The 18,981-nt window shown below is 62.8% G+C and carries 18 protein-coding genes and 1 pseudogene; 13 read left to right on the top strand and 6 right to left on the bottom strand.

The window, feature by feature from the left end; all coding sequences use genetic code 11:
- The 3 genes from AC1VXD_RS18205 to AC1VXD_RS18195 form a co-directional block, all read left to right on the top strand.
- Nucleotides 1–352 (top strand): IS3 family transposase (locus tag AC1VXD_RS18205; protein WP_482993223.1); only part of this gene is annotated, 352 nt, incomplete at its 5' end.
- 3 nt (nucleotides 353–355) lie between these two features.
- Complete coding sequence (locus AC1VXD_RS18200) at nucleotides 356–493, top strand: polymorphic toxin type 50 domain-containing protein (protein ID WP_482993225.1); 138 nt, start codon at nucleotides 356–358, stop codon at nucleotides 491–493.
- Nucleotides 490–789 carry a MafI2 family immunity protein gene (locus tag AC1VXD_RS18195; protein ID WP_482993222.1) on the top strand — a complete coding sequence of 100 codons (300 nt, stop codon included), beginning with the start codon at nucleotides 490–492 and terminating at the stop codon, nucleotides 787–789. The genes AC1VXD_RS18200 and AC1VXD_RS18195 overlap by 4 nt, the downstream gene beginning before the upstream one ends.
- A 43-nt stretch (nucleotides 790–832) precedes the next feature.
- Here AC1VXD_RS18195 and AC1VXD_RS18190 read toward each other — a convergent pair whose 3' ends face one another.
- Together AC1VXD_RS18190 and AC1VXD_RS18185 are read right to left on the bottom strand one after the other, a co-directional pair.
- Nucleotides 833–2,776, bottom strand: coding sequence for an RHS repeat domain-containing protein (locus AC1VXD_RS18190; RefSeq protein ID WP_482993221.1), 1,944 nt, complete (start codon nucleotides 2,774–2,776; stop codon nucleotides 833–835).
- Between the two features lie 480 nt (nucleotides 2,777–3,256).
- A pseudogene (locus AC1VXD_RS18185) lies at nucleotides 3,257–4,099 on the bottom strand (magnesium chelatase domain-containing protein); the annotation flags it as partial.
- A gap of 240 nt (nucleotides 4,100–4,339) precedes the next feature.
- Here AC1VXD_RS18185 and AC1VXD_RS18180 point away from each other — a divergent pair.
- Nucleotides 4,340–5,170 carry an alpha/beta fold hydrolase gene (locus AC1VXD_RS18180; protein WP_482993220.1) on the top strand — a complete coding sequence of 277 codons (831 nt, stop codon included), beginning with the start codon at nucleotides 4,340–4,342 and terminating at the stop codon, nucleotides 5,168–5,170.
- Nucleotides 5,171–5,221: 51 nt separating this feature from the next.
- Here the strand turns inward: AC1VXD_RS18180 and AC1VXD_RS18175 are convergent, their stop codons facing one another.
- Nucleotides 5,222–6,031 (bottom strand): SDR family oxidoreductase, encoded by an 810-nt coding sequence (locus tag AC1VXD_RS18175; RefSeq protein WP_482993219.1) that lies wholly within the window; start codon nucleotides 6,029–6,031, stop codon nucleotides 5,222–5,224.
- Between the two features lie 549 nt (nucleotides 6,032–6,580).
- Between AC1VXD_RS18175 and AC1VXD_RS18170 the strand changes: the two genes are divergently transcribed.
- The 5 genes from AC1VXD_RS18170 to AC1VXD_RS18150 all read left to right on the top strand — a co-directional run bounded on the left by AC1VXD_RS18170 (nucleotide 6,581) and on the right by AC1VXD_RS18150 (nucleotide 12,520).
- Nucleotides 6,581–6,766: a hypothetical protein gene (locus tag AC1VXD_RS18170; protein ID WP_482993218.1), complete on the top strand. Its 186-nt coding sequence runs from the start codon at nucleotides 6,581–6,583 to the stop codon at nucleotides 6,764–6,766.
- A 66-nt stretch (nucleotides 6,767–6,832) separates the two neighbouring features.
- On the top strand, nucleotides 6,833–8,131 hold the full coding sequence (locus AC1VXD_RS18165; protein WP_482993217.1) for an ABC transporter permease: 1,299 nt from the start codon (nucleotides 6,833–6,835) through the stop codon (nucleotides 8,129–8,131).
- Nucleotides 8,122–9,357 (top strand): ABC transporter permease, encoded by a 1,236-nt coding sequence (locus AC1VXD_RS18160; protein WP_482993216.1) that lies wholly within the window; start codon nucleotides 8,122–8,124, stop codon nucleotides 9,355–9,357. Before AC1VXD_RS18165 ends, AC1VXD_RS18160 begins: the two co-directional genes overlap by 10 nt.
- Nucleotides 9,358–9,378: 21 nt before the next feature.
- Entirely contained in the window at nucleotides 9,379–11,451 is a 2,073-nt protein-coding gene (locus tag AC1VXD_RS18155) for a peptidase domain-containing ABC transporter (RefSeq protein WP_482993215.1), read from the top strand.
- A 19-nt stretch (nucleotides 11,452–11,470) separates the two neighbouring features.
- On the top strand, nucleotides 11,471–12,520 hold the full coding sequence (locus AC1VXD_RS18150) for a radical SAM protein (protein WP_482993214.1): 1,050 nt from the start codon (nucleotides 11,471–11,473) through the stop codon (nucleotides 12,518–12,520).
- A 70-nt stretch (nucleotides 12,521–12,590) separates the two neighbouring features.
- On the opposite strand, the gene ubiK is transcribed toward AC1VXD_RS18150, so the two are convergent.
- A complete protein-coding gene (ubiK, locus tag AC1VXD_RS18145; protein WP_482993213.1) occupies nucleotides 12,591–12,845 on the bottom strand; it encodes a ubiquinone biosynthesis accessory factor UbiK in 255 nt (84 codons plus the stop codon).
- A gap of 134 nt (nucleotides 12,846–12,979) precedes the next feature.
- Here ubiK and AC1VXD_RS18140 point away from each other — a divergent pair, with 134 nt between their 5' ends.
- On the top strand, nucleotides 12,980–13,318 hold the full coding sequence (locus tag AC1VXD_RS18140; RefSeq protein WP_482993212.1) for a P-II family nitrogen regulator: 339 nt from the start codon (nucleotides 12,980–12,982) through the stop codon (nucleotides 13,316–13,318).
- 86 nt (nucleotides 13,319–13,404) lie between these two features.
- Here the strand turns inward: AC1VXD_RS18140 and AC1VXD_RS18135 are convergent, their stop codons facing one another.
- Nucleotides 13,405–14,061, bottom strand: a complete 657-nt coding sequence (locus AC1VXD_RS18135; RefSeq protein WP_406234240.1) for an RIO1 family regulatory kinase/ATPase domain-containing protein — start codon at nucleotides 14,059–14,061, stop codon at nucleotides 13,405–13,407.
- A gap of 443 nt (nucleotides 14,062–14,504) precedes the next feature.
- Here AC1VXD_RS18135 and AC1VXD_RS18130 point away from each other — a divergent pair, with 443 nt between their 5' ends.
- Nucleotides 14,505–15,410 (top strand): aspartyl/asparaginyl beta-hydroxylase domain-containing protein, encoded by a 906-nt coding sequence (locus AC1VXD_RS18130; protein ID WP_482993224.1) that lies wholly within the window; start codon nucleotides 14,505–14,507, stop codon nucleotides 15,408–15,410.
- Between the two features lie 138 nt (nucleotides 15,411–15,548).
- Here AC1VXD_RS18130 and speE read toward each other — a convergent pair whose 3' ends face one another.
- The gene (gene speE, locus AC1VXD_RS18125) at nucleotides 15,549–16,403 is read right to left on the bottom strand and encodes a polyamine aminopropyltransferase (RefSeq protein WP_079223969.1); all 855 of its coding nucleotides are present in this window, start codon (nucleotides 16,401–16,403) and stop codon (nucleotides 15,549–15,551) included.
- Nucleotides 16,404–16,594: 191 nt separating this feature from the next.
- On the opposite strand from speE, the gene speA reads away from it, so the two are divergent.
- Nucleotides 16,595–18,490, top strand: a complete 1,896-nt coding sequence (gene speA / locus AC1VXD_RS18120) for an arginine decarboxylase (protein WP_482993211.1) — start codon at nucleotides 16,595–16,597, stop codon at nucleotides 18,488–18,490.
- A 74-nt stretch (nucleotides 18,491–18,564) separates the two neighbouring features.
- Nucleotides 18,565–18,885 carry a DUF6122 family protein gene (locus tag AC1VXD_RS18115; protein WP_482993210.1) on the top strand — a complete coding sequence of 107 codons (321 nt, stop codon included), beginning with the start codon at nucleotides 18,565–18,567 and terminating at the stop codon, nucleotides 18,883–18,885.
- Nucleotides 18,886–18,981: the final 96 nt, after the last annotated feature.

Raw genomic sequence — 18,981 nt, 5'->3', positions numbered from 1 at the left:
GCAGGCGCTATTGGCTGCAGTGTGGCGGCGCAAACCAAGCCCCGGGCTTCTGCTTCACTCCGACCAGGGAACCCAGTTCACCAGCGAAGACTGGCAGAGCTTCCTGCGCGAGCACGACATCGTGTGCAGCATGAGTCGGCGAGGCAACTGCCATGACAACGCGGCGATGGAGAGCTTCTTCCAGCTGCTGAAGCAGGAGCGGATCAAGCGGAGGATCTACAGCAATCACGACGAGGCCCGCGCCGACGTCTTCCAGTACATCGAGATGTTTTACAACCCAAAACGGCGACACAGTTCCAACGACGGGCTGTCCCCGGTAGAGTTCGAGAAGCGGTACGCACTAAACGGCTGACGACTGTCTACAAAAGCCTGGGCGATTCAGATCATCGGTACAACGATTGATGAAAAGGGAAATGCCAGTGCCACTCGGTTTGGAATAATTCACTATGCAAAGGATGGCATCCACATCGTACCCTCCAGGCCTTATCCATGACGAACAATTTTCGGGTAGAGATATTTCTCAGTGTGTGCCGTGCGCTGATCGGCGAGGTGTTCCCCTCATTGGTAGCGGTCTGTGCCTTCATAACAGGCCCGGAAGATTTCACCCTGCACTTTTTCATAGATCGCGAAGCTGACGACGATCTTGAAGATGCTATCTCTTGCATTGAAACGGAGGTGATTGCAGATTTTGCTCGCCAAATCAACGTGAAGGTTGAGATCCGAGCCGCAGAGCGTCCACAGCTTCCTGAAAGGGATGCCTTCTGGATTTTCTATCGAAAGCTAGAGTGATTCTGGAAGAAGGGCGACGCGTCAGCGTCGCCCTCCGTTGCCATCAAGGATTCTGTGCACTGGTCTCAGTGATCTGGATCGGCCTGGCCAGCGCATCGAATTGGGTAGTGCGGCGCTCAAACCGCATCCCGTCCTGCTGGATCACTTCCACCTTCAGCGGCCGCAGCGTGGCTTCGGTCAATCCATCACCCTGGTACTGGCGGGTTGCGCCAATGACGGGCAGGTAAGGAAGATTCGTAGGCGATAGCTCATAGCCATAGGTTTCAGTGCGCGCAATGGGGCCCCCTAGCTTGGCTGTCTCCCTGCGAAGCAGCTTGCGTTCGTTGTAGCGGAAGCTGTTGCCGAAAGTATGGCGTTCCCAGCTTTCCGGACCTGTCACGTCAGTGGATACCGTGCCGGCACACGCATCGGACACGCAGACAGGGGCGACGATGATGTAGGTGGAGATGTCCGTCAGCGGTTTGCCTTCGTCTGGCAGCCGCGTGTACGTATAGGGCTGCGGCGCCCAGCTGCCGGGTGGATTGTAGTTGGCAGGGTGGTTGAGGAAGCTCGCCGCCTGCGCCGCCGTGTGGCTACCGTTGTAGATATAGGTCCACTGCAGGTCTGCTAGGCCAGGGCCACTGATCCGGCGACGGACGATGCTGTTTACCCAGTAGAAACGTACGTAGTCCGAATAGTCCTGGCCGGGCTGTGGGTTGTCGCTGTCGGGTACGCCCTGGCAACGCTGCGGTACATTAGAGCGTCCATGCAGTTTAGGGCGAAGTTCGAACTCACCCCGGGCACCAGAGGGGTGCTGGATGGTGAGCGTGCTGCCGGAGTTGGTAAGCCCCGCGCCCCCGTTGACCACGCCCGGGAAGTTGCACGCGGAAACATCAGTGGCGAGGATCGACATGTTGCGGATGTACCCGGACAGATTGAATTTCCAGCTGCTCCCGTCAGGCTGGGTGACGCCTGTAAGCGCATTGCCATCGGTCGAATAGCCGTAGGTCCAGGTGCGCCCTGCGGCGCTGGCCGCGCTGATGCGCCCGGAGATGCGCCCGGAACTGTTGTAGGCGACCGTGATGCTGCGTCCGTCGCTGGCCTCGATGGCTTCAAGGCGTACAGCCTGATCAGCATTATTGCTGTAGCGGTATGTCACCCAGTTGCCGAAGCGGTCTTCCACCCGGGTGGCATACAGTACATTGCGACGGCGCAGCATTTCCTGCTCGAAAACGGCCTGGAACGTGTCCGTTGGCGTCTGAATCATGTGGTAGAAGGATTTGCGCAGCGTCGGTTCATGGAACTTGGCCATCCAGTCAAACCAGTAGCGGTTACCCTCGGTATCCACGGCAATGAAGCCTTCACCGCTGGCATTCTTGATGGAGGGCAGGCACGCGAACGATGTTCGGCTGGTGGTGACCCAACGCTGTGTCATTCCATTGGCGGGCGCGGGAAGTCCTGCAGTGGGCGCCAGCATCTCTCCGCCGCCGGGCATCTCCGCCTGCAGGCCATACCAGTATTCCATTGGGGCAAACTCCCCGATCCACGGCGGCACGCGCAGCCCTGAGCAGCGCTGGTCGGACCAGCTGTACAGCGTTCCCGGATTGAGAATCAACCCCTGTGGACCAAGGACGTTGCCGGTGAGCTTATAGGCGAATACGCCACTGATACGCGGAATATCCAGTGTCCAATCCGCAAAAGGCTGGTCATCCAAGGGCGGGTCGATATTGGCAAATGCTGCAGAAACTACGGGGTCGCGCATTGAGAGGGTTCTGGCGATCGCGACCGGCAGTGCGGAGTTTCCCTCCAGCGCCAAGTCAGTGTGCTTGAACGAAAGACGGCCGGTATAGAGATCCACACTGTCCCCGAACAGCTCTACCCCCAATGGTGTAATGCCCGTGGCTTTCTTGATATGTCGGGAGTAGTCCTCCCAGGGAGCCTGCTGCGCGCTGGCCCCGCCCACGCACAACGTCGCCGTAACGGCCACGATTCCTGAAATCCGCTTCATCCCCTGCTCCTTCCCTGATTTTCAACGCCTTGCGCTGCCCCAGGACACGATGCGCCTGACATGTACGCACGTGATCCTTACCCCAGTGACACCTGATGATGTCCACCGGTTGAATTTACGGGCTGCAGGAGTGCAAAACAAGCGCCTTAAGGTGTGCAGAATGGCTTTGAGAGGGGCGGCCATTCCGTTTCCACGGACACTTATGAGAAGGCCGATCCGGGCCATGAGGGGGCTCATATCAGCGTAGTACGTTCAGTGCCGATTTCAAGCGCGGTGCAATTGAGCAGGGGAGCCAGCCCGGCGTCACCTGCGCCAAAGTGGCGGGGGAGCCTTAGATTCGCGACACTCTGCTAAACCGCACGACGATGCCGCATTTGTGCCGACAGTAATGCACCGGTCTGGACGTGATGCCGCACTTTGCGCAGCCTCTTGCCGGTAGCAATGTTAACTGTAAAGTAGCGGCGTTAGCTGTAATTGACAGCCGCCGCCTACCAGCGCCGCCGCACTCGCACTGTGGTGGGGCGCGCGGAACGGCCGCTGCCGCCAGCGCCGCGGGTCCAGGCCTTCGCCACTGACCGAGGCAATCGCTGCCAGCTGCAGCGCTTCGCCCTGCTCGGTAGCCGGCAGCAGGCTGGGCAGGCGTGAAGCCAGCAGGGTCTTGCCGCAGCCCGGGCTGCCGATCAGCAGCAGATGGTGGCCACCCGCGGCGGCCACTTCCAATGCGCGCCGCGCATGTGCCTGCCCGCGCACGTCGGCCAGATCGGGCAGGGGCAGTGGTGTGGTGTCCACGCGCTGCACCGGCGGCAGCAGACGCGGGTTGCCCAGCCCGGCGCAGCACTCGAGCAAGGTGCGGGCCACGCGCACGTCGGCATGCTCGGCCAGGGCAGCCTCGGCGGCATTGCCCGGCGGTACCACCAGGATGCGCCCGGCCTCGGCGGCGGCAATCGCGGCGGGCAGCGCGCCGCTGACCGCACGCAGTTCGCCGGTCAGGCCCAGCTCGCCGAGGAACTCGTAACCCAGCAGCGACTGCGGATCGACCTGGCCGCTGGCGGCGAGGATGCCCAGCGCGATGGCCAGATCGTAGCGCCCGCCTTCCTTGGGCAGGTCGGCCGGGGCCAGGTTCAAGGTGATGCGCCGCTGCGGGAAATCGAAGCGCGCGCAGAGCAGGGCGGCACGCACGCGCTCACGCGACTCGCGCACGCTGGCTTCAGCCAGGCCGACGATCTGGGTGACCGGCAGGCCGCCGGAGAGATGCACTTCCACCCGCACCAATGGGGCATCGACCCCGGCGCGGGCACGGCTGTAGACCAGCGCCAGGCTCATGTGGGAATTCCTGCGGAGAGGTGCTTGATGGTGCGGCGTAGGTGGAACGGACGGCCATCAGGCTTTGTACACTGCGCGGATAGGAGATCGCCCACAGCTGACGGTCATGACCTATGGCAGGGGATAATGGTGTTGTAGGTAACTACAGTACCAGCACGACTTGCCGCGAGTCGCGGTTCGGCGCATCGGCGCCAGCCTCCTCATCCCACGGGTCTGCGTGCACCCGACAGGGGACGCTTCATGGGCAAGGCAATGACGATGTGGGCAGCCGCTCTCCTGCTGGCGACAGCCGGTCTGGCGCACGCAGGCGAGTTTTCGGTCGAGCGCGGGGGCTACACGCTGCAGGGCGAGGAAACGGGGTCGGGCAACACCACGGTGGTCTTCGAGGCCGGCTTCGGCCAAGGCCCGGGTGCGTGGAAGCAGGTGATCGCCGGCCTGGGGGCTGACTACCGGAGCGTCGCCTATGCGCGGGCAGGGCTGGGCAAGTCAGGCAGCGATGGCGTGACCAAGCGCATTGATGACCACCTGAGTGATCTAAGTGCGCTGATCGAGACCGTTGCGCCGGGCCAGCAGGTGATTCTGGTGGGTCACTCCTACGGCGGGCTGCTGGTGACGGAGTTCGCGAGGCGCCATCCGCAGCGCGTGCGCGGCATCGTGCTGGTGGACCCGGCCACGATGGGCCAGCGCCTCGCCTACAGGAAGGCGGATGCGGCACGGGTGCAGGCGGATGACGACGCGCTGCTGGCAATGCTGCCCCCTTCGATGGCCGCAGACTACCGCGTGCTGGTCGAGCAGCTTGATGGGGCAGATTCGGCGAGCGAGCGTGCGATGCCGGACGTGCCGGTGGCACTGCTGACCGCGACCCAAGTGGCCGACAAGCCTTTCGTCTTCGAGGAAACCGCTGAGGGCAAGGTGATCTGGAAGGCGCAGCACGCGCTGCTGTTCTCGACCTTCGCGCGCGGTGTGCATCGCTATGTGGCTACCGGCCACAACATCGCGAAGGAGGACCCCGCAACGGTGGTGCAGGCCATCGGTGAGATGGCCGCGATACCGGTCGCTGCGAGCCGCTGACCCAGCGAGGCCGGCGGCGCAGGCCGCCGGCCGGCTTACCCCACGCGCAGGTCAGCCGTTGTCGCGGAACTCCGGATACAACGTCATGCCGCCATCGACAAACAGCGTCGTGCCGGTGACGTAGTCGGCCATGTCCGAGGCCAACCAGACCACGGCACGTGCGACGTCCTCGGGCTCGCCGATGCGCCCATAGGGAATCAGCTTGAGCAGCCTGGTCAGCGCTTCCTCGCGGTCCCAGGCATCGCGATTGATGGGTGTGCGGATGGCACCGGGTGCTACGGCATTGACGCGGATACGGTCTGCAGCGACTTCCTGCGCCAACGACCGCGTCAGCATGCGGATACCGCCCTTTGCCGAGGCATAGTTCACATGGCCAGCCCAGGGGATGACTTCGTGGACGGAACTCAGGGTAATGATTGAACCGGCGCTGCGTGCGGGACGATGCGCTTCAGGCTGCGAGCGGAACCGCTTCACCGCCTCGCGCGCGCAGAGGAACTGGCCGGTGAGGTTGATGTCGATCACCGCGTTCCAGTCATCCAGCGACATCTCCGCGATGGGGGCGTCTTTCTGGATACCCGAATTGGCAACCACCACATCGACCCGTCCGAAGGCGGAGGCTGTCTCATCAAACAGGCGTATGACCTCGTCTTCCTTCGCGACATCAGCCTGTACTGCGATCGCACGCCCGCCCTCGGCAACAATGCGATCCACCAGCTCGCGTGCCGGCTCCTCGTGCGCGTGGTAGTTCACCACTACCGACGCACCGGCCTGCGCCAGCGCCTGTGCAACGCCCAGGCCGATGCCGGAGCTGGCCCCGGTGACGATGGCGGCATGACCTTCAAGCGGCGATGCTGGATTCACGGTACTACTCCACGTTGGGTGACAGGAACTGATCCATATGCACTGGTGCGTGTGGAGCCAGTGGTGTCAGTCAGCGGACACCCGCCGAATCTCCTACAGGTCTCTTCAGCGACGCAGTGGAGTATGGACCTGCGTTGCGCCAACGATAAGTGAGGAAACGCAGGGAGTAGCGCAGGACCTCTGCCCTGCGGTGCGCCTGACACTGGCACCTGTCTCGTCGAGCTGATCGGGCCCAGTTACGTGTGCCTAGTGAGCAGGCTCGGATCTTCGTGACGTCTTAAACACGCAGCACAGATCCAAGGGCGCGCAAAACGCGAAGGCTGTCGCCTCATCACACAGTCTTCGAAACGCCTGCGCGCCAGCCACTCTCAACGATTGCGACAGGCTCCGATGCCGTCGATAGCAAGAATCTATTGGCACTGTTAAGGGTGGAGTGGAAAAAACGAACTCGACCCGCATGATGCCGCGGGCATTGAGTTTGCCGTACATCGGCAGACCCCCACGAGCCATTGGGCTCGTCGGGGCAAATCGCAGCGCCAAGGAGAGGTTATGAAAGAGATCAGACAGACCGCTGAAACGAATCATCCGTTCGTCTATGACGAGAACGGCCTTTGCGAAGTGCGTGATCCGCGCGCTCTGGAAATGCTGGGCACCGGAGGCGTCAACGCAGCTGGGGTGGCTTGCAAGGTCAACAGCGGGAACTGCGTTTCCGGCTGCTCCTGCAAGGCTTCCTGAGACTTGCAAACGATGCGCCGTCCTCGCGGCGGTGCATCTCTTTCAGCATACCAAGGAGAGCAACGCATGCGATACGCGTTGGAACTCGCACTGTCCGGCATCCATGGATCGAAACTTCTCAGCATCCTGATCGTGCTCGCCGTAGCGACAGGCATAAGCGCGTTTGCCACGATGCTGCTGATCCGGATCGGTCTCGGGGGCGACCCCGCACCCAGCATCAGTCATTATCTCTATCACGTGGAGCTTGATCTGCGAGATGAAGCAGCACGATCCAGCTCTGCACGGCCGCTGCCTGTGCTGTCGCTGCACGATGTGCAGGAGATCACTCGACTCACCGGCTTCCCGAGTGTAGCAACGTCGTCATCCTGGCTTCCCTACAGGCCCATGGGAACGGATCGGCCGCTAGGCATGATTGCCGTTCGAGGCTTTACGTCAGGTGCGCAAGCCCTGCTCGACCTGAAGCTGCTCTCCGGAGCCTTCTGGCAATCCGATGATGACCAGAATGGAGCGCGCGTTGCAGTGATCTCGCGATCACTCTCGAGGGAGTTGTTTGGATCGGAATCTGCGGTGGGCAGACAGATCGAACTGGCCACGCGGAGCTTCGCCATCGTCGGCGTGGTGGAGGACTGGAATCCCATTCCACGATTCCACGATCTTCGAGGCGGTGCCTACGCGGAGAGCGAACGTCTCTACATCCCGCTGGCGGCATGGCGTGCGCTGCCAAAGGACTACGGCATGGGCGCGATGTCCTGTCGCGACGGCGTCCCTGAGGATCCGGAGAGCGCATCGTGCGCTTGGTTGCAGCTATGGGTACAGCTGAACGATAAGCAGGCGATCGGCGCTTTCAGCAGTGCGCTGCACCGCTATGGGCTCGCGCAGGTCAAATCAGGCAGAGCCACTGACGTGTTCTCCCGCGTGGCACCGCTCAAGGAGTGGCTGGCGATCAATGACGTTCTTCCCGATGAAGTCAGTACACAGCTATGGTTCGCAGCCGGTGTCCTGGTCATCTGCCTCGTGAATGCCGCCGGGCTCTTCCTGGCTGGCTTCGTGGGTCGGTCCAGGGAGATCGCCATTCGCCGGTCGCTTGGCGCAACCCGAGGAGACATCGTCAGGCAGCTCGCCGTTCATTCAGCCGTGCTGGGGGTCGCCGGAGGACTCGTTTCCATTCCAATGGTCCTCCTCGGATTCCGGGTCGTGCAGGATCTCTCCAGTGCGTATGCATCGCACCTTTCCATTGCGTGGTGGTACGTGGCCCTGTGCCCCCTGATCGCGACGTTGTCTGCACTTCTGTCGGCGTCGATTCCGCTGTGGAGAGCCAGACAGCGGTTCGTATCGTTGCGCATGGGGGAAGTGCCATGGCGGTGATTCACGCAATGATGACGACGCTGAGAACGGTGTCGAAGCACCTCACGGTCGTTGGCCTCATGGTGCTTCAGATATCAGTTTCCATGGCGGTGCTTGCAAACATATCCACAATTGTTCTGGAGGCTTCGGAGCGCATCGATGCCGAGTCCGGCCTGAGCGAGGCCCGTATCGCCGTGGTGCAGAACATAGGCGTCATCGGCTTCGACGATGCCGCAACCAGTTCGGGCGCTGGGCTGCGTGCACTGCGGGACGTGCCAGGTATCAGCGCCGCAGCACTCGGCCCGGTCCCTTTTGCGGTGGAGCGTGGGGCGGTGCGGCTGGAAACGTCGCACCGAAATGCGTCAGCGCGCCCGTACATCTACTTTGGAAGCGGGCAGCTAGCGAGCGTACTGGGTACGTCAGTTGTCCAGGGCGTCGCGCTGGATAGCCTGCAGGCACCTGCCGTAGAGGACGTACTTGAGCCCAACAGCACGTTGGCCGTACCTGCGGTCGTCACCCGGAGTCTCGCCGAGCGCCTTTTCCCTGCGGGGGACGCTGTTGGAAAAATGATCCACACCGAGGTGTGGGGCAGCTATCCACTGACCCTGCGAGTCGTGGGTATCACGGCAGACTTCAGGAGCGCATCCACCGGTGATGCCAGCGATTACGAGGCCGTGATCTCGGAAGTGAAGATCGATACCCAGAGTATCGGGGGGCTGTATGCCGTCCGTCGAAGCGCGCCATTTGATCTGGAGGCGAAGCTGGCCGTGACTCGCGCCCTGTCCTCGTCCATGCCGGGCTTTGTACAGGAGCCGGTTCGCACCGTGTCCGAGCTCAGGACAGCGCACTTCGCCAAGGACGCATCCAGGTCAAGTGTGTTGCTGGCAGTGGTTGTTGTTGTGACTGTTTCGTCAGCGCTGGGGGTGTTCGGAATGAGTCATTACTGGGTCTCTGCCAGACACCGGTCGATTGCCATCCGGCGCGCGCTTGGGGCATCCCGACGTGACGTGGTGGCCCTCTTTGCGGTGGAGAGTGCCATTGTCGCCGGGCTTGGCGTGATCCTGGGTGCAGGGCTGGCCATAGCGGCCAACCGTTTTCTTGCACTCCAGCTTGAGATGGCTGCAGTAAGTGCCGCTTCGGTGGCGCTGGGTGCGGGACTGACGCTGCTGAGTTGCCAGATCGCCGCTCTGATTCCCGCTTTGGGCGCGGCCAAGGTTGATCCTGCCCTGGCGTTTCGCCAGCGATGACCACGTATCCAGGAGAAGACAATGGTGCTTGGGCTGTCGAATCGCTGGATGCTTGGGAGTCGAGACGTGGTCCTTCAGTCCGAGTCAACGGAGTGTGGTTTGGCGTGCCTGGCGATGATCGCTGCCAGATACGATCGGCGGGTATCCCTTCGCTGGCTGCGGCGTCGATACCAGGTTTCACTTCGAGGTACGACGGTTGCTCGTCTCTCGGAGATTGCTCGCGACCTTGGCCTGCAGCACCGCGTGTTTGCCGGAACCGGGTCAGCACTGAGGAAGCTTGATGCGACCTGCATTATTCTGGTTGATGACTGCCATTTCGTGGTCGTCGAGCGATTTGGATCCGAGCAGTTTCTTGTGCTCGACCCGGCTGTCGGTGAGCTTGTTCTTTCCTGCGCCGAAGTGGAGAAGCGATTCTCCGGCGCACTGCTTCGGTTTACTGGCGGTAGCAGACAGTGTGAAGACATGCCGGTGGAGCCAAGCCCCTGGTCGGCACTGACGTCACAAATGCGTCCACGCAGGCTCCGGTACCTCCCGATACTGCTTCTAGCTTTAGTGGCGGAGCTGCTTACGGTCGCAGCGCCTTTGTACATCCAGTCCGCGGTAGATGGTCTGGGGGGCACTGGAGTATTCAGTGCGGAAGGCCTGTTGCTCATATTCGCTTTCATTGCGATTGCGAGGGTCTGGGCTGCTTCCATCCGCGCTCTGCTCAATGCAGACCTGGGTGCCTCGATTGTCGGCGGGCTTTCGAACAATGTGTTTGGCCGGGTACTAGAGCTTCCTCCGTCCTACTTTCTGCGCAGGCATCCAGCAGATGTCATCTCGCGGCTGGGATCGGTGCACGAAGTTCAGGAGCTTGCATCGTCCCGGATCGTGGAATGCGCGGTCGATGCGCTTGCGTTGCTCATCCTGTTGGCGGCGTGCTGCACCTATAGCCTCCCGCTTGCGGTGATGGCTGCGTCTGGAGCGGCTTTGTGCATGGCTGTTCGGGTATCCATGTCAGGTCGTGTAGGCGTCGCGTGCAACGTGCTCGCAAACAGGCTCGCATCGCAGGACCGTGAGGTGATCGAGACCGTTCGTGCAGCGCAGACGGTCAAGCTGAATGGAATGGAGCGGCTCAGGGGTGAGCGGTTTCGCAGGGGCAATTCGTCACTTATCAGAGCGAGTATTTCTCTTCAGCGCATGGCTATCTTTTCGCAGTCTGGAAGCGACGTGATTCTCGGTCTCTTGAAGGTCCTCGTGGTCTACGCAGGCGTGTTGGCGATTGATGGCGGAACTCTATCCGTCGGTGCTCTAGTCGCCGTGACCATCTATGTCGAAATGATCTGCCAGCGCGCAAGTGCGCTCGTACCGAAAGTGATGGATGTAAAGATGGCGCGGGTGCATCTGCAGAGAATCTCGGAGGTGCTCTCCGAGCCCGCAGAGGAATGTGCGGATTGGGCGGGGGCGGGCGACAGATGTCCTGCGCCGTCCGTTGTCTGTCGTGGGATCCACTTTCGTTACTCCGTCGATGATCCCTGGGTGCTCAAGGATGTAAACCTCACCATTCGACCGGGTGAGATGGTAGCGATCGTTGGTGCGTCGGGTGTGGGTAAGTCAACGCTGTTGAGCATCCTGGCTGGTCTGGTGGCACCGACAGACGGCGTCCTTGAAGTGGACGGCCATGACGTGAAGGCCTGTCACTTGCCCCTCCTGCGCCGCCAGATTGGAACTGTCCTCCAGCAGGACACCCTGCTGTCAGGGACTGTGCTTGAGAACATCACGCTTGGGGAGGTGGCTGATATCCCGCGCGTATGGCAATGCCTCGCTGATGCGGGCCTTGACAATTTTGCATCGTCCCAGCCGATGGCGCTTGCAACCCAGGTGGGGGATGAAGGGCGTTTGCTGTCCGGTGGCCAGCAGAAGCGCCTTCTGTTGGCGCGCGCGCTCTATCGGGTGCCGAGAGTTCTGGTTCTGGACGAGACGTTGAGCCAGCTCGACTACGAGGCGGAGCAGCAGATCATGAATGTCCTTTTGGGACTGCAGATGACGAGGATCATTGTGACGCACCGGGTTTCCACTCTACCGGAGGGGGTGCGTGTGATCAGGGTGGGGTAGCAGCTACAAGGAGAGGTAGGTGGAAAACTTTCAGGAACGATTGAACAGGCGGTTGGAGCTGACGATCATGCCAACCGAGAAGTGCAATTTTCGGTGTGTCTACTGCTACGAGGATTTTGAAATCGGTCGAATGCGTGCGCCAACCATTGCCGGAATCAAGGCGCTGGTGCGCAGGCGTGTGGAACAGCATGGGCTGAAAGAGCTGCGCGTGGAATGGTTTGGAGGTGAGCCACTTCTAGCGAAGAGTGTCGTTCTGGAGTTGTCTCGAGACTTCCACTCGCACTCTTCCTCAGGGGCTCTCACGCTGCTGGATTGCAGCATGACCACGAACGGCTTTGAGCTGACCCCGCCGTTGTTCAGTGAACTGGTGACGCTTGGCGTGAACTTCTTTCAGATATCACTGGATGGCGATTCGGATGCTCATGATCTGACGCGACGATATGCCTCTGGGGCTGGCACGTTTCATCGGATCTACGAGAACCTGCTTGCGATGAAGGCATCCAGGCTCAACTTCACGGTGATGCTGCGGCTGCACATCATGCCGGGCAATGAAGAGAGTCTGATGCGGCTTTCGCGCCGACTGTGTGGCGACTTCAAGGTAGATGCACGCTTCACGGTGTTTCTGCGCGACATATCCAATCTTGGCGGGAAGGGCGAGTCTCTACAGATGATTACGCACGCCGAGGCGGTCCGGATATCCAAGCTCCTGCAGGCGCACTTTGAAGCTGAGGGCGTCTGTGTCGAGAATGGAGTCGAAGCTGAGTTTGAGAGCCAGGTTTCGGTTTCAGGGCTTTCAGAGTCGAACCCGGCGTTCCAGTCACTGAAGGAGTCGGGTCTTCGCGTCAGTCACGTGTGTTATGCAGCCAAACCCAACCACATGCTTATCCGAGCGGATGGTCGTATTGGGAAGTGCACCGTGGCGCTGGACAGCGAGGGTAACGTGGTTGGGGCCCTGGCTGAAGACGGGACGGTAGCCTTGGACCCTGAGAAGATGAAGTTCTGGACGCGAGGCTTTCTGTCAGGTGACGCATCAGAACTTGGGTGTCCGCTGATTACCCGCACTGGCTAGTCACTGCTATGGGCGCGGCCTCTGCTAAGGCCGGAGGTCGCATCCCTGTCACCTCTACCGGGGGCAGCGCTCAGCCCTGGGGTGAATCCCGCCCCTCAATCTCACGCACAGTCGCTTCCAGCGCATCCAGTTTCTCCCGCGTCTTCAACAGCACCGCGCGCTGCACTTCAAACTCTTCGCGCGTTACCAGGTCCAGCTTGGCCAGGCCGGCCTGCAGCGCGGTCTTGAAGGTGGCCTGCAGTTCCTCCCGCGATTCGCGTAGGCCCGGCGGGACCAGGTCGCTCAGGCGGCGGGCGAGGTCATCGAGGTGGTTCAGGTCGATCATTGGGGGACTCCGTGGCCTGGCAGGCCGTTCCTGCATAAGGATACTTGCGGGCCGCGCGCGCGCACAGGCGGCCGTGGTTTCGCGCCGCGCGCGTTCAGGCGCTATCCTCCACGCCGGAACACAGGAGATCGACGATGAAGATGGTCATGGCGGTGATCAAGCCGTTCAAGCTCGACGACGTGCGCGAAGCGCTGGCCGAGCAAGGGGTGACCGGTATTACGGTGACCGAGGTGAAGGGCTTTGGCCGGCAGAAGGGCCATACCGAGCTGTACCGTGGCGCCGAGTACGTGGTCGACTTCCTGCCGAAGGTGAAGCTGGAAGTGGCGGTGACCGATGACCATGTGGAACTGGTGGTCGAGGCGATCGTGAAGGCCGCAGGCACCGGCAAGATCGGCGACGGCAAGGTGTTCGTGTACGACCTGGGCAGCGTGGTTCGCATTCGTACCGGCGAGCTGGACGCGGACGCGCTGTAAGCGCGCCGCGTGGCGTCTGGTCGACTATCGCGCGCAGCGCGGGCATTTCGGGTGCGGATGGAAGGGCAGTCGACCAACGGTCGACTCTACCGCTTCGCCCACTTGTAGAACCGCTTCCAGCCCTGGCGCACGGCCGCGACCCAGCCCGGGTCGGCCACCAGGGCAGCCTGCGCGGCGCTCGGTGCCTGGCCGGTCACGCGCTGGCGGATCTTCAGCAGGTTCTTCATGTCGCTGCGGCGCATCTGTCGGCTGAGCGGGTTGCGGCGCAGCCAGCGCGGGGCGCGCCAGGCCGATGTGAAATCCAGCAGCACCGGCACGCCACCACTCACCACCACGTTGGTGCCGTGCAGGTCGTTGTGGGTGATGCCGGCCGCGTGCAGGCGGCTGAGCGCGTGCTGCAGCTGGTCGAACACTTCATTGCCCACCGCCTGCGCGGTGCTGAGCGTCTGCCCGGGAATGAATTCCATGCCCAGGGCGAGGCCGCCGAGGGTGCCGAGCAGGGCCGGGGCGTGCTTCCAGCCACCCAGGCGCTGCAGGATGCGCGCTTCGCGGCGCACCATCAGGCGCGCGATCAGCGAAACCGGCGTGCCGCGGTAACGGGAATAGTCCTTCACCACCGCCGGACGGCCGTCCAGGCAGGTGCGGTAGACATCGGGGGCGAGGAAACGTTCACCGCGCTTGAGCAGCAGCGGGGCCACGGCGTCATCGCCGCAGGACGGGGAGGGGGAAACAGTGGACGTCATGGCGGGGTCTCGGACGACGACCCGGTGGGTGGCGCTGCAGCGTCAAGCGAACCGGTACGACTGGGGGAGGTAGCTAAACTTTCGTTAAGTGAATTTTAGTACCGCCTAGTTCGCTAATCCACGCCTTGTCGGCGAAATGTCGGTGCCGTGGCTGGAACAGTTCGTCGCGCAATTTCGGACAATTCTGTCTCACTTGAGGCAAATGCCAATTATTTCAGTTGCTTGGGATCGAGGCGCGGGTTCGGCGCAGGGGCATGCTGATCGTCATGCACGAGCAGCTTGACCCCGGCGCAGCGCCTGCCGACCATAAGCTGTTAACCCGCGACATCGGCGGCCGCCCCCACCCGGCACGTCGCCGTCCCCTGCCGCGTCCCCCCTGGTGCAGGCCGCGCGGCCGCATCGTCCGTTTCCCTGTCCGGCGCTCGCTGGAGGAAAGTGTTTTGATCATCAAGATTGTCCTGGCAGCGCTGTTCGTGGCCTGCGTGCTGTACATCCATTACCGCGGCAAGGTCCGCGCGCGCTGGTCGCGCCAGTTGCTGGACCACTCCAGCTTCATGGCCCCGATCAACGTCATCATGTACCTGTTCTCGAAGGTGCCGACCACGCCGTTCCTGGACCCGGGCAAAGAGCTCCCGCAACTGGAGCCGCTGCGGCAGAACTGGCAGGTGATCCGCGACGAGGCGCTGGCGCTGCGCGATGCGCAGAAGATCGCCGCCTCCAGCAGCTACAACGATGCCGGCTTCAATTCGTTCTTCCGCCGTGGCTGGAAGCGCTTCTACCTGAAGTGGTACGGCCCCTCGCATCCGTCGGCCAGGGCGATGTGCCCGAAGACCGTGGCGCTGATCGAATCGATTCCCGACGTGCGCGCGGCGATGTTCGCGCAGCTGCCGCCGGGCAGCGAACTGCGCCCGCACCGCGACCCGTTCGCCGGTTCTCTGCGCCTGCATCTGGGCCTGAGCACGCCCAACGACGATGGCTGCTACATCGTGGTGGACGGGGTGAAGAAGAGCTGGCGCGATGGCGAATGGATGATGTTCGACGAGACCTACATCCACCATGCGCACAACGAGACCGACCAGGACCGCGTGATCCTGTTCTGCGATATCGCCCGCCCGCTGCGCTTCGGCCTGCCGGGCCTGTTCAACCGCGCGGTGGCGTCGACCCTGCTGGCCGGCGGTGCTTCGCCGAACCTGCCGGGTGACCCGACCGGTGGCGTCAACAAGGCTTTCGGTGGCGTGTACAAGGTGCGCCTGAAGGCCAAGGCCCTGCGCGAGCGCAGCGTGGTGGCCTACCAGGTCATCAAGTGGGGCTTGGTGGTGGCGGTGATTGCCGGTATCTGGGCGATCTGATTGCGGTTGTTCATGGGGTTGCCGGCCAGGGGCCGGCATTACCGCAAAACAAAAACCCGCGCTGTAGGTAGGTGCCGACCGTTGGTCGGCACGCATCAGCCCCGGTAGGTGCCGACCGTTGGTCGGCACACCTTGCCATCAGCCCTTGAGGGCTGATGCCACGAACGGCGGAGTCACCAGCACGCCGGTGTGCAGTGCGGCGGTGTAGTACAGGGTGTTGAAGGTCTTGGCAGCCGAGTCGGCCTGGCGGAAGTCGAAGCCGCTCTCGCCCTTGCGCGCCATGGTCACGCTCCACCAGCCGGTGGGATAGCACGGCTGCGGGAACGGCAGGGTCTTGAACGAGCCGAAGCCGGCCTTGCCCATTTCGGTGCGCATCTCGTTGATCAGCTCCAGCTGCATCAGCGGCGATTCGGACTGCTGCACCAGGATGCCGTCGTCCTTCAGGGCCTTGAAGCAGCTCTCGTAGAACGCCTTGTTGAACAGGCCTTCGCCGGGGCCGACCGGGTCGGTCGAATCGACGATCACCACGTCAACGCTGCCGGCCGGGCAGTTGGCCATGTAGGCCACGCCGTCGTCGAACAGCAGTTCGGCGCGGGCGTCATCGTTGGAATCGCACAGTTCCGGGAAGTGCTTGCGGGCCATCACGGTGACCTGCTCGTCGATATCGCACTGGGTCACGCTCTCCACGCCCTTGTGCTTGAGCACTTCGCGCAGGGTACCGCAGTCGCCGCCACCGATGATGACCACACGCTTGGGCGCAGCGTGGGTGAACAGCACCGGGTGGCTGATCATCTCGTGGTAGAAGAAGTTGTCCTTGCTGGTCAGCATGATGGCCCCGTCGATGGTCATCAGGTTGCCCCAGTCGGTGGTCTGGAAGATCTCGATCTTCTGGAACGGCGACTGCACCTCGTCCAGCTTGCCGGTGATGCGGAAGCCGATGGCCGAGCCAGTGCGTTCGAAGTGTTCGATGTACCAGTTGCTGCTGTCAGTCATTGGATTGCGGTCCTGTTCGGAGGGTTGAAGCCGGGCTGGCGGGCGGGGCCGCGTGGCACAGATGCCACATCCGGACGGATCGGCCCGTTCAGGTTCAGACCTGCCACGGGCGCGGGCGCGCATGATAACGAACCTGTGGGCATATAGGCGTTATCATGCCCCCCCTTTTATTGCCAACAAGGCCGACTGCAATGACCGATTGGTCCCTCGACCAAGCCCGCAAGACCTACTCGATCCCGCATTGGGCGGATGGTTATTTCGATGTGGATCAGGCCGGGCACATGGTGGTGAGACCGACCGGGGCAGAGGGCCCGGTGGTGTCGCTGCCCAAGGTGGTGGACGCGGCACGTGCCGGCGGCGCCAAGCTGCCGCTGCTGGTGCGCTTCCCGGACATCCTCGGCCAGCGCCTGGGCAAGCTGCAGGCGGCGTTCGCCCAGGCCCAGCAGGACTGGGACTACCCGGGCGGCTACACCGCCGTGTACCCGATCAAGGTGAACCAGCACCGCGGCGTGGCCGGCACCCTGGCCAGCCACCACGGTGAAGGCTTCGGCCTGGAAGCGGGCAGCAAGCCTGAGCTGATGGCCGTGCTGGCGCTGTCGCGCCCGGGTGGCCTGATCGTCTGCAACGGCTACAAGGACCGCGAGTACATCCGCCTGGCCCTGATCGGCCGCAAGCTGGGCCTGCAGACCTTCATCGTCATCGAGAAGCCGTCCGAGCTGAAGCTGGTGCTGGAGGAATCCAAGGCGCTGGACGTGAAGCCGGGCCTGGGCGTGCGCATGCGCCTGGCCTCGCTGGGCGCCGGCAAGTGGCAGAACAGCGGTGGCGACAAGGCCAAGTTCGGCCTGTCCCCGCGCCAGCTGCTGGACCTGTGGAAGTCGCTGCGCGATACCGAATACGCCGATTGCCTGAACCTGCTGCACTTCCATATGGGGTCGCAGATCTCCAACGTGCGCGACATCGCCAACGGCATGCGCGAAGCCACCCGCTATTTCGTCGAGCTGTCACAGCTGGGCGCGAAGATCACCCACGTGGACGTGGGCGGCGGCCTGGGCGTGGATTACGAAGGCACCCGTTCGCGCAGCTTCTGCTCGATCAACTACGGGCTCAATTCGTACGCCAGCAACATCGTGCAGCCGCTTGCCAATGCCTGCGAAGAACACGGCCTGACCCCGCCGCGCATCGTCACCGAGTGCGGCCGCGCGATGACCGCGCACCACGCGGTGCTGATCGCCAACGTTTCCGAAGTGGAGCAGGCGCAGGAAGGCCGCGTGCCGGACCAGCACGACGACGAGCCGGCTTCGATCCGCCACCTGCGCGAGATCCACGAGGAACTGGACACGCGCCCGGCGGTGGAACTGTTCCAGGAAGCGCAGCACTTCCACGCCGAAGGCCTGGCCAGCTACGCGCTGGGCCAGATCGACCTGCCGCAGCGTGCGCGCATCGACGATCTGTTCTATGCCATCGCCCACGGCGTGCGTGCGCGCCTGAGCTACGACGAAAAGAGCCATCGCCCGGCGCTGGATGAACTGAACGAGCGCCTGGTCGACAAGTACTTCGTCAACTTCAGCGTGTTCGAATCGATTCCCGATGCGTGGGCGATCGACCAGGTGTTCCCGATCGTGCCGATCGAGCGCCTGAACGAGGCCCCGGACCGTCGCGGCATCATCGCCGACATGACCTGCGACTCGGACGGCATGGTGAAGACCTACGTCGAGAACGAGAGCCTGGACACCTCGCTGCCGCTGCACGCGATGAAGCACGGCGAGAGCTACCGCATCGGCTTCTTCATGGTGGGCGCCTACCAGGAAATCCTGGGCGACATCCACAACCTGTTCGGCGATACCGATGCCGTGGAAGTGGTGGCCGATGCCGATGGCTACGCGATCACCCAGCAGCGCCGCGGTGACACCACCGACGTGATGCTGGATTACGTGGGCTACAAGCTGGACGACCTGCGCGCGGCCTACGCCCAGCGCGTGGCCGCGGCCGAGCTGTCGCCGGAACGTGCGCAGGAACTGTCGCAGGCGCTGGAAGCCGGCCTGACCGGTTACACCTACCTGTCCGACGAACCGCTGGCCGCGCCGTAGCGGGCCTTGGGCGGCGCATTGATAAACGCGTCGCCACGCGCCCGGGCACCAGGCCACCAGTGAGCCTTTAGCCGATGAGCGCGCGCGCGATCTTCCATCTGTTCCTGCATGCCGCCGTGCCAGCCCTGCTGGCATGGCTGTTGTGGCGCAAGCGGTTTGCCTCGGCCTGGCTGTTGTTGCTGCTGGGCTGGATCATCGACCTCGACCATCTGCTGGCCGACCCGATCTACGCGCCGAACCGCTGCAGCATCGGTTTCCATCCCTTGCACACCGCACCGGCGATTGCCGTGTATGCGGGGCTGTGCGTGCCGAAGAAAACGCGGCTGGTGGGCATTGGCTTGATGATCCACATCGCGCTGGACGCCATCGACTGCTGGTGGATGCACCACCGTTGACGGCGGATATCGTGTACGGCCGGGGGGGGGGCGGCCCGCCCCCCCCCCCCCCGCGAAGCGGCGCCCCCCGCCACCCCCCCCCACCCACCCCCCGCC

This window comes from Stenotrophomonas sp. STEN054, from assembly GCF_056854535.1.
The sequence above is the reverse complement of the archived record's forward strand: the minus strand, read 5'-3'. Positions and strand labels throughout refer to the sequence as shown.

Coding starts and splice junctions, on each gene's coding strand:
- AC1VXD_RS18195 (WP_482993222.1), top strand. CDS start 490: ATGACGAACAATTTTCGGGTAGAGATATTTCTCAGTGTGTGCCGTGCG.
- AC1VXD_RS18190 (WP_482993221.1), bottom strand. CDS start 2,776: ATGAAGCGGATTTCAGGAATCGTGGCCGTTACGGCGACGTTGTGCGTG.
- AC1VXD_RS18180 (WP_482993220.1), top strand. CDS start 4,340: ATGGGCAAGGCAATGACGATGTGGGCAGCCGCTCTCCTGCTGGCGACA.
- AC1VXD_RS18170 (WP_482993218.1), top strand. CDS start 6,581: ATGAAAGAGATCAGACAGACCGCTGAAACGAATCATCCGTTCGTCTAT.
- AC1VXD_RS18165 (WP_482993217.1), top strand. CDS start 6,833: ATGCGATACGCGTTGGAACTCGCACTGTCCGGCATCCATGGATCGAAA.
- AC1VXD_RS18160 (WP_482993216.1), top strand. CDS start 8,122: ATGGCGGTGATTCACGCAATGATGACGACGCTGAGAACGGTGTCGAAG.
- AC1VXD_RS18155 (WP_482993215.1), top strand. CDS start 9,379: ATGGTGCTTGGGCTGTCGAATCGCTGGATGCTTGGGAGTCGAGACGTG.
- ubiK (WP_482993213.1), bottom strand. CDS start 12,845: ATGATCGACCTGAACCACCTCGATGACCTCGCCCGCCGCCTGAGCGAC.
- AC1VXD_RS18140 (WP_482993212.1), top strand. CDS start 12,980: ATGAAGATGGTCATGGCGGTGATCAAGCCGTTCAAGCTCGACGACGTG.
- AC1VXD_RS18135 (WP_406234240.1), bottom strand. CDS start 14,061: ATGACGTCCACTGTTTCCCCCTCCCCGTCCTGCGGCGATGACGCCGTG.
- speE (WP_079223969.1), bottom strand. CDS start 16,403: ATGACTGACAGCAGCAACTGGTACATCGAACACTTCGAACGCACTGGC.
- speA (WP_482993211.1), top strand. CDS start 16,595: ATGACCGATTGGTCCCTCGACCAAGCCCGCAAGACCTACTCGATCCCG.
- AC1VXD_RS18115 (WP_482993210.1), top strand. CDS start 18,565: ATGAGCGCGCGCGCGATCTTCCATCTGTTCCTGCATGCCGCCGTGCCA.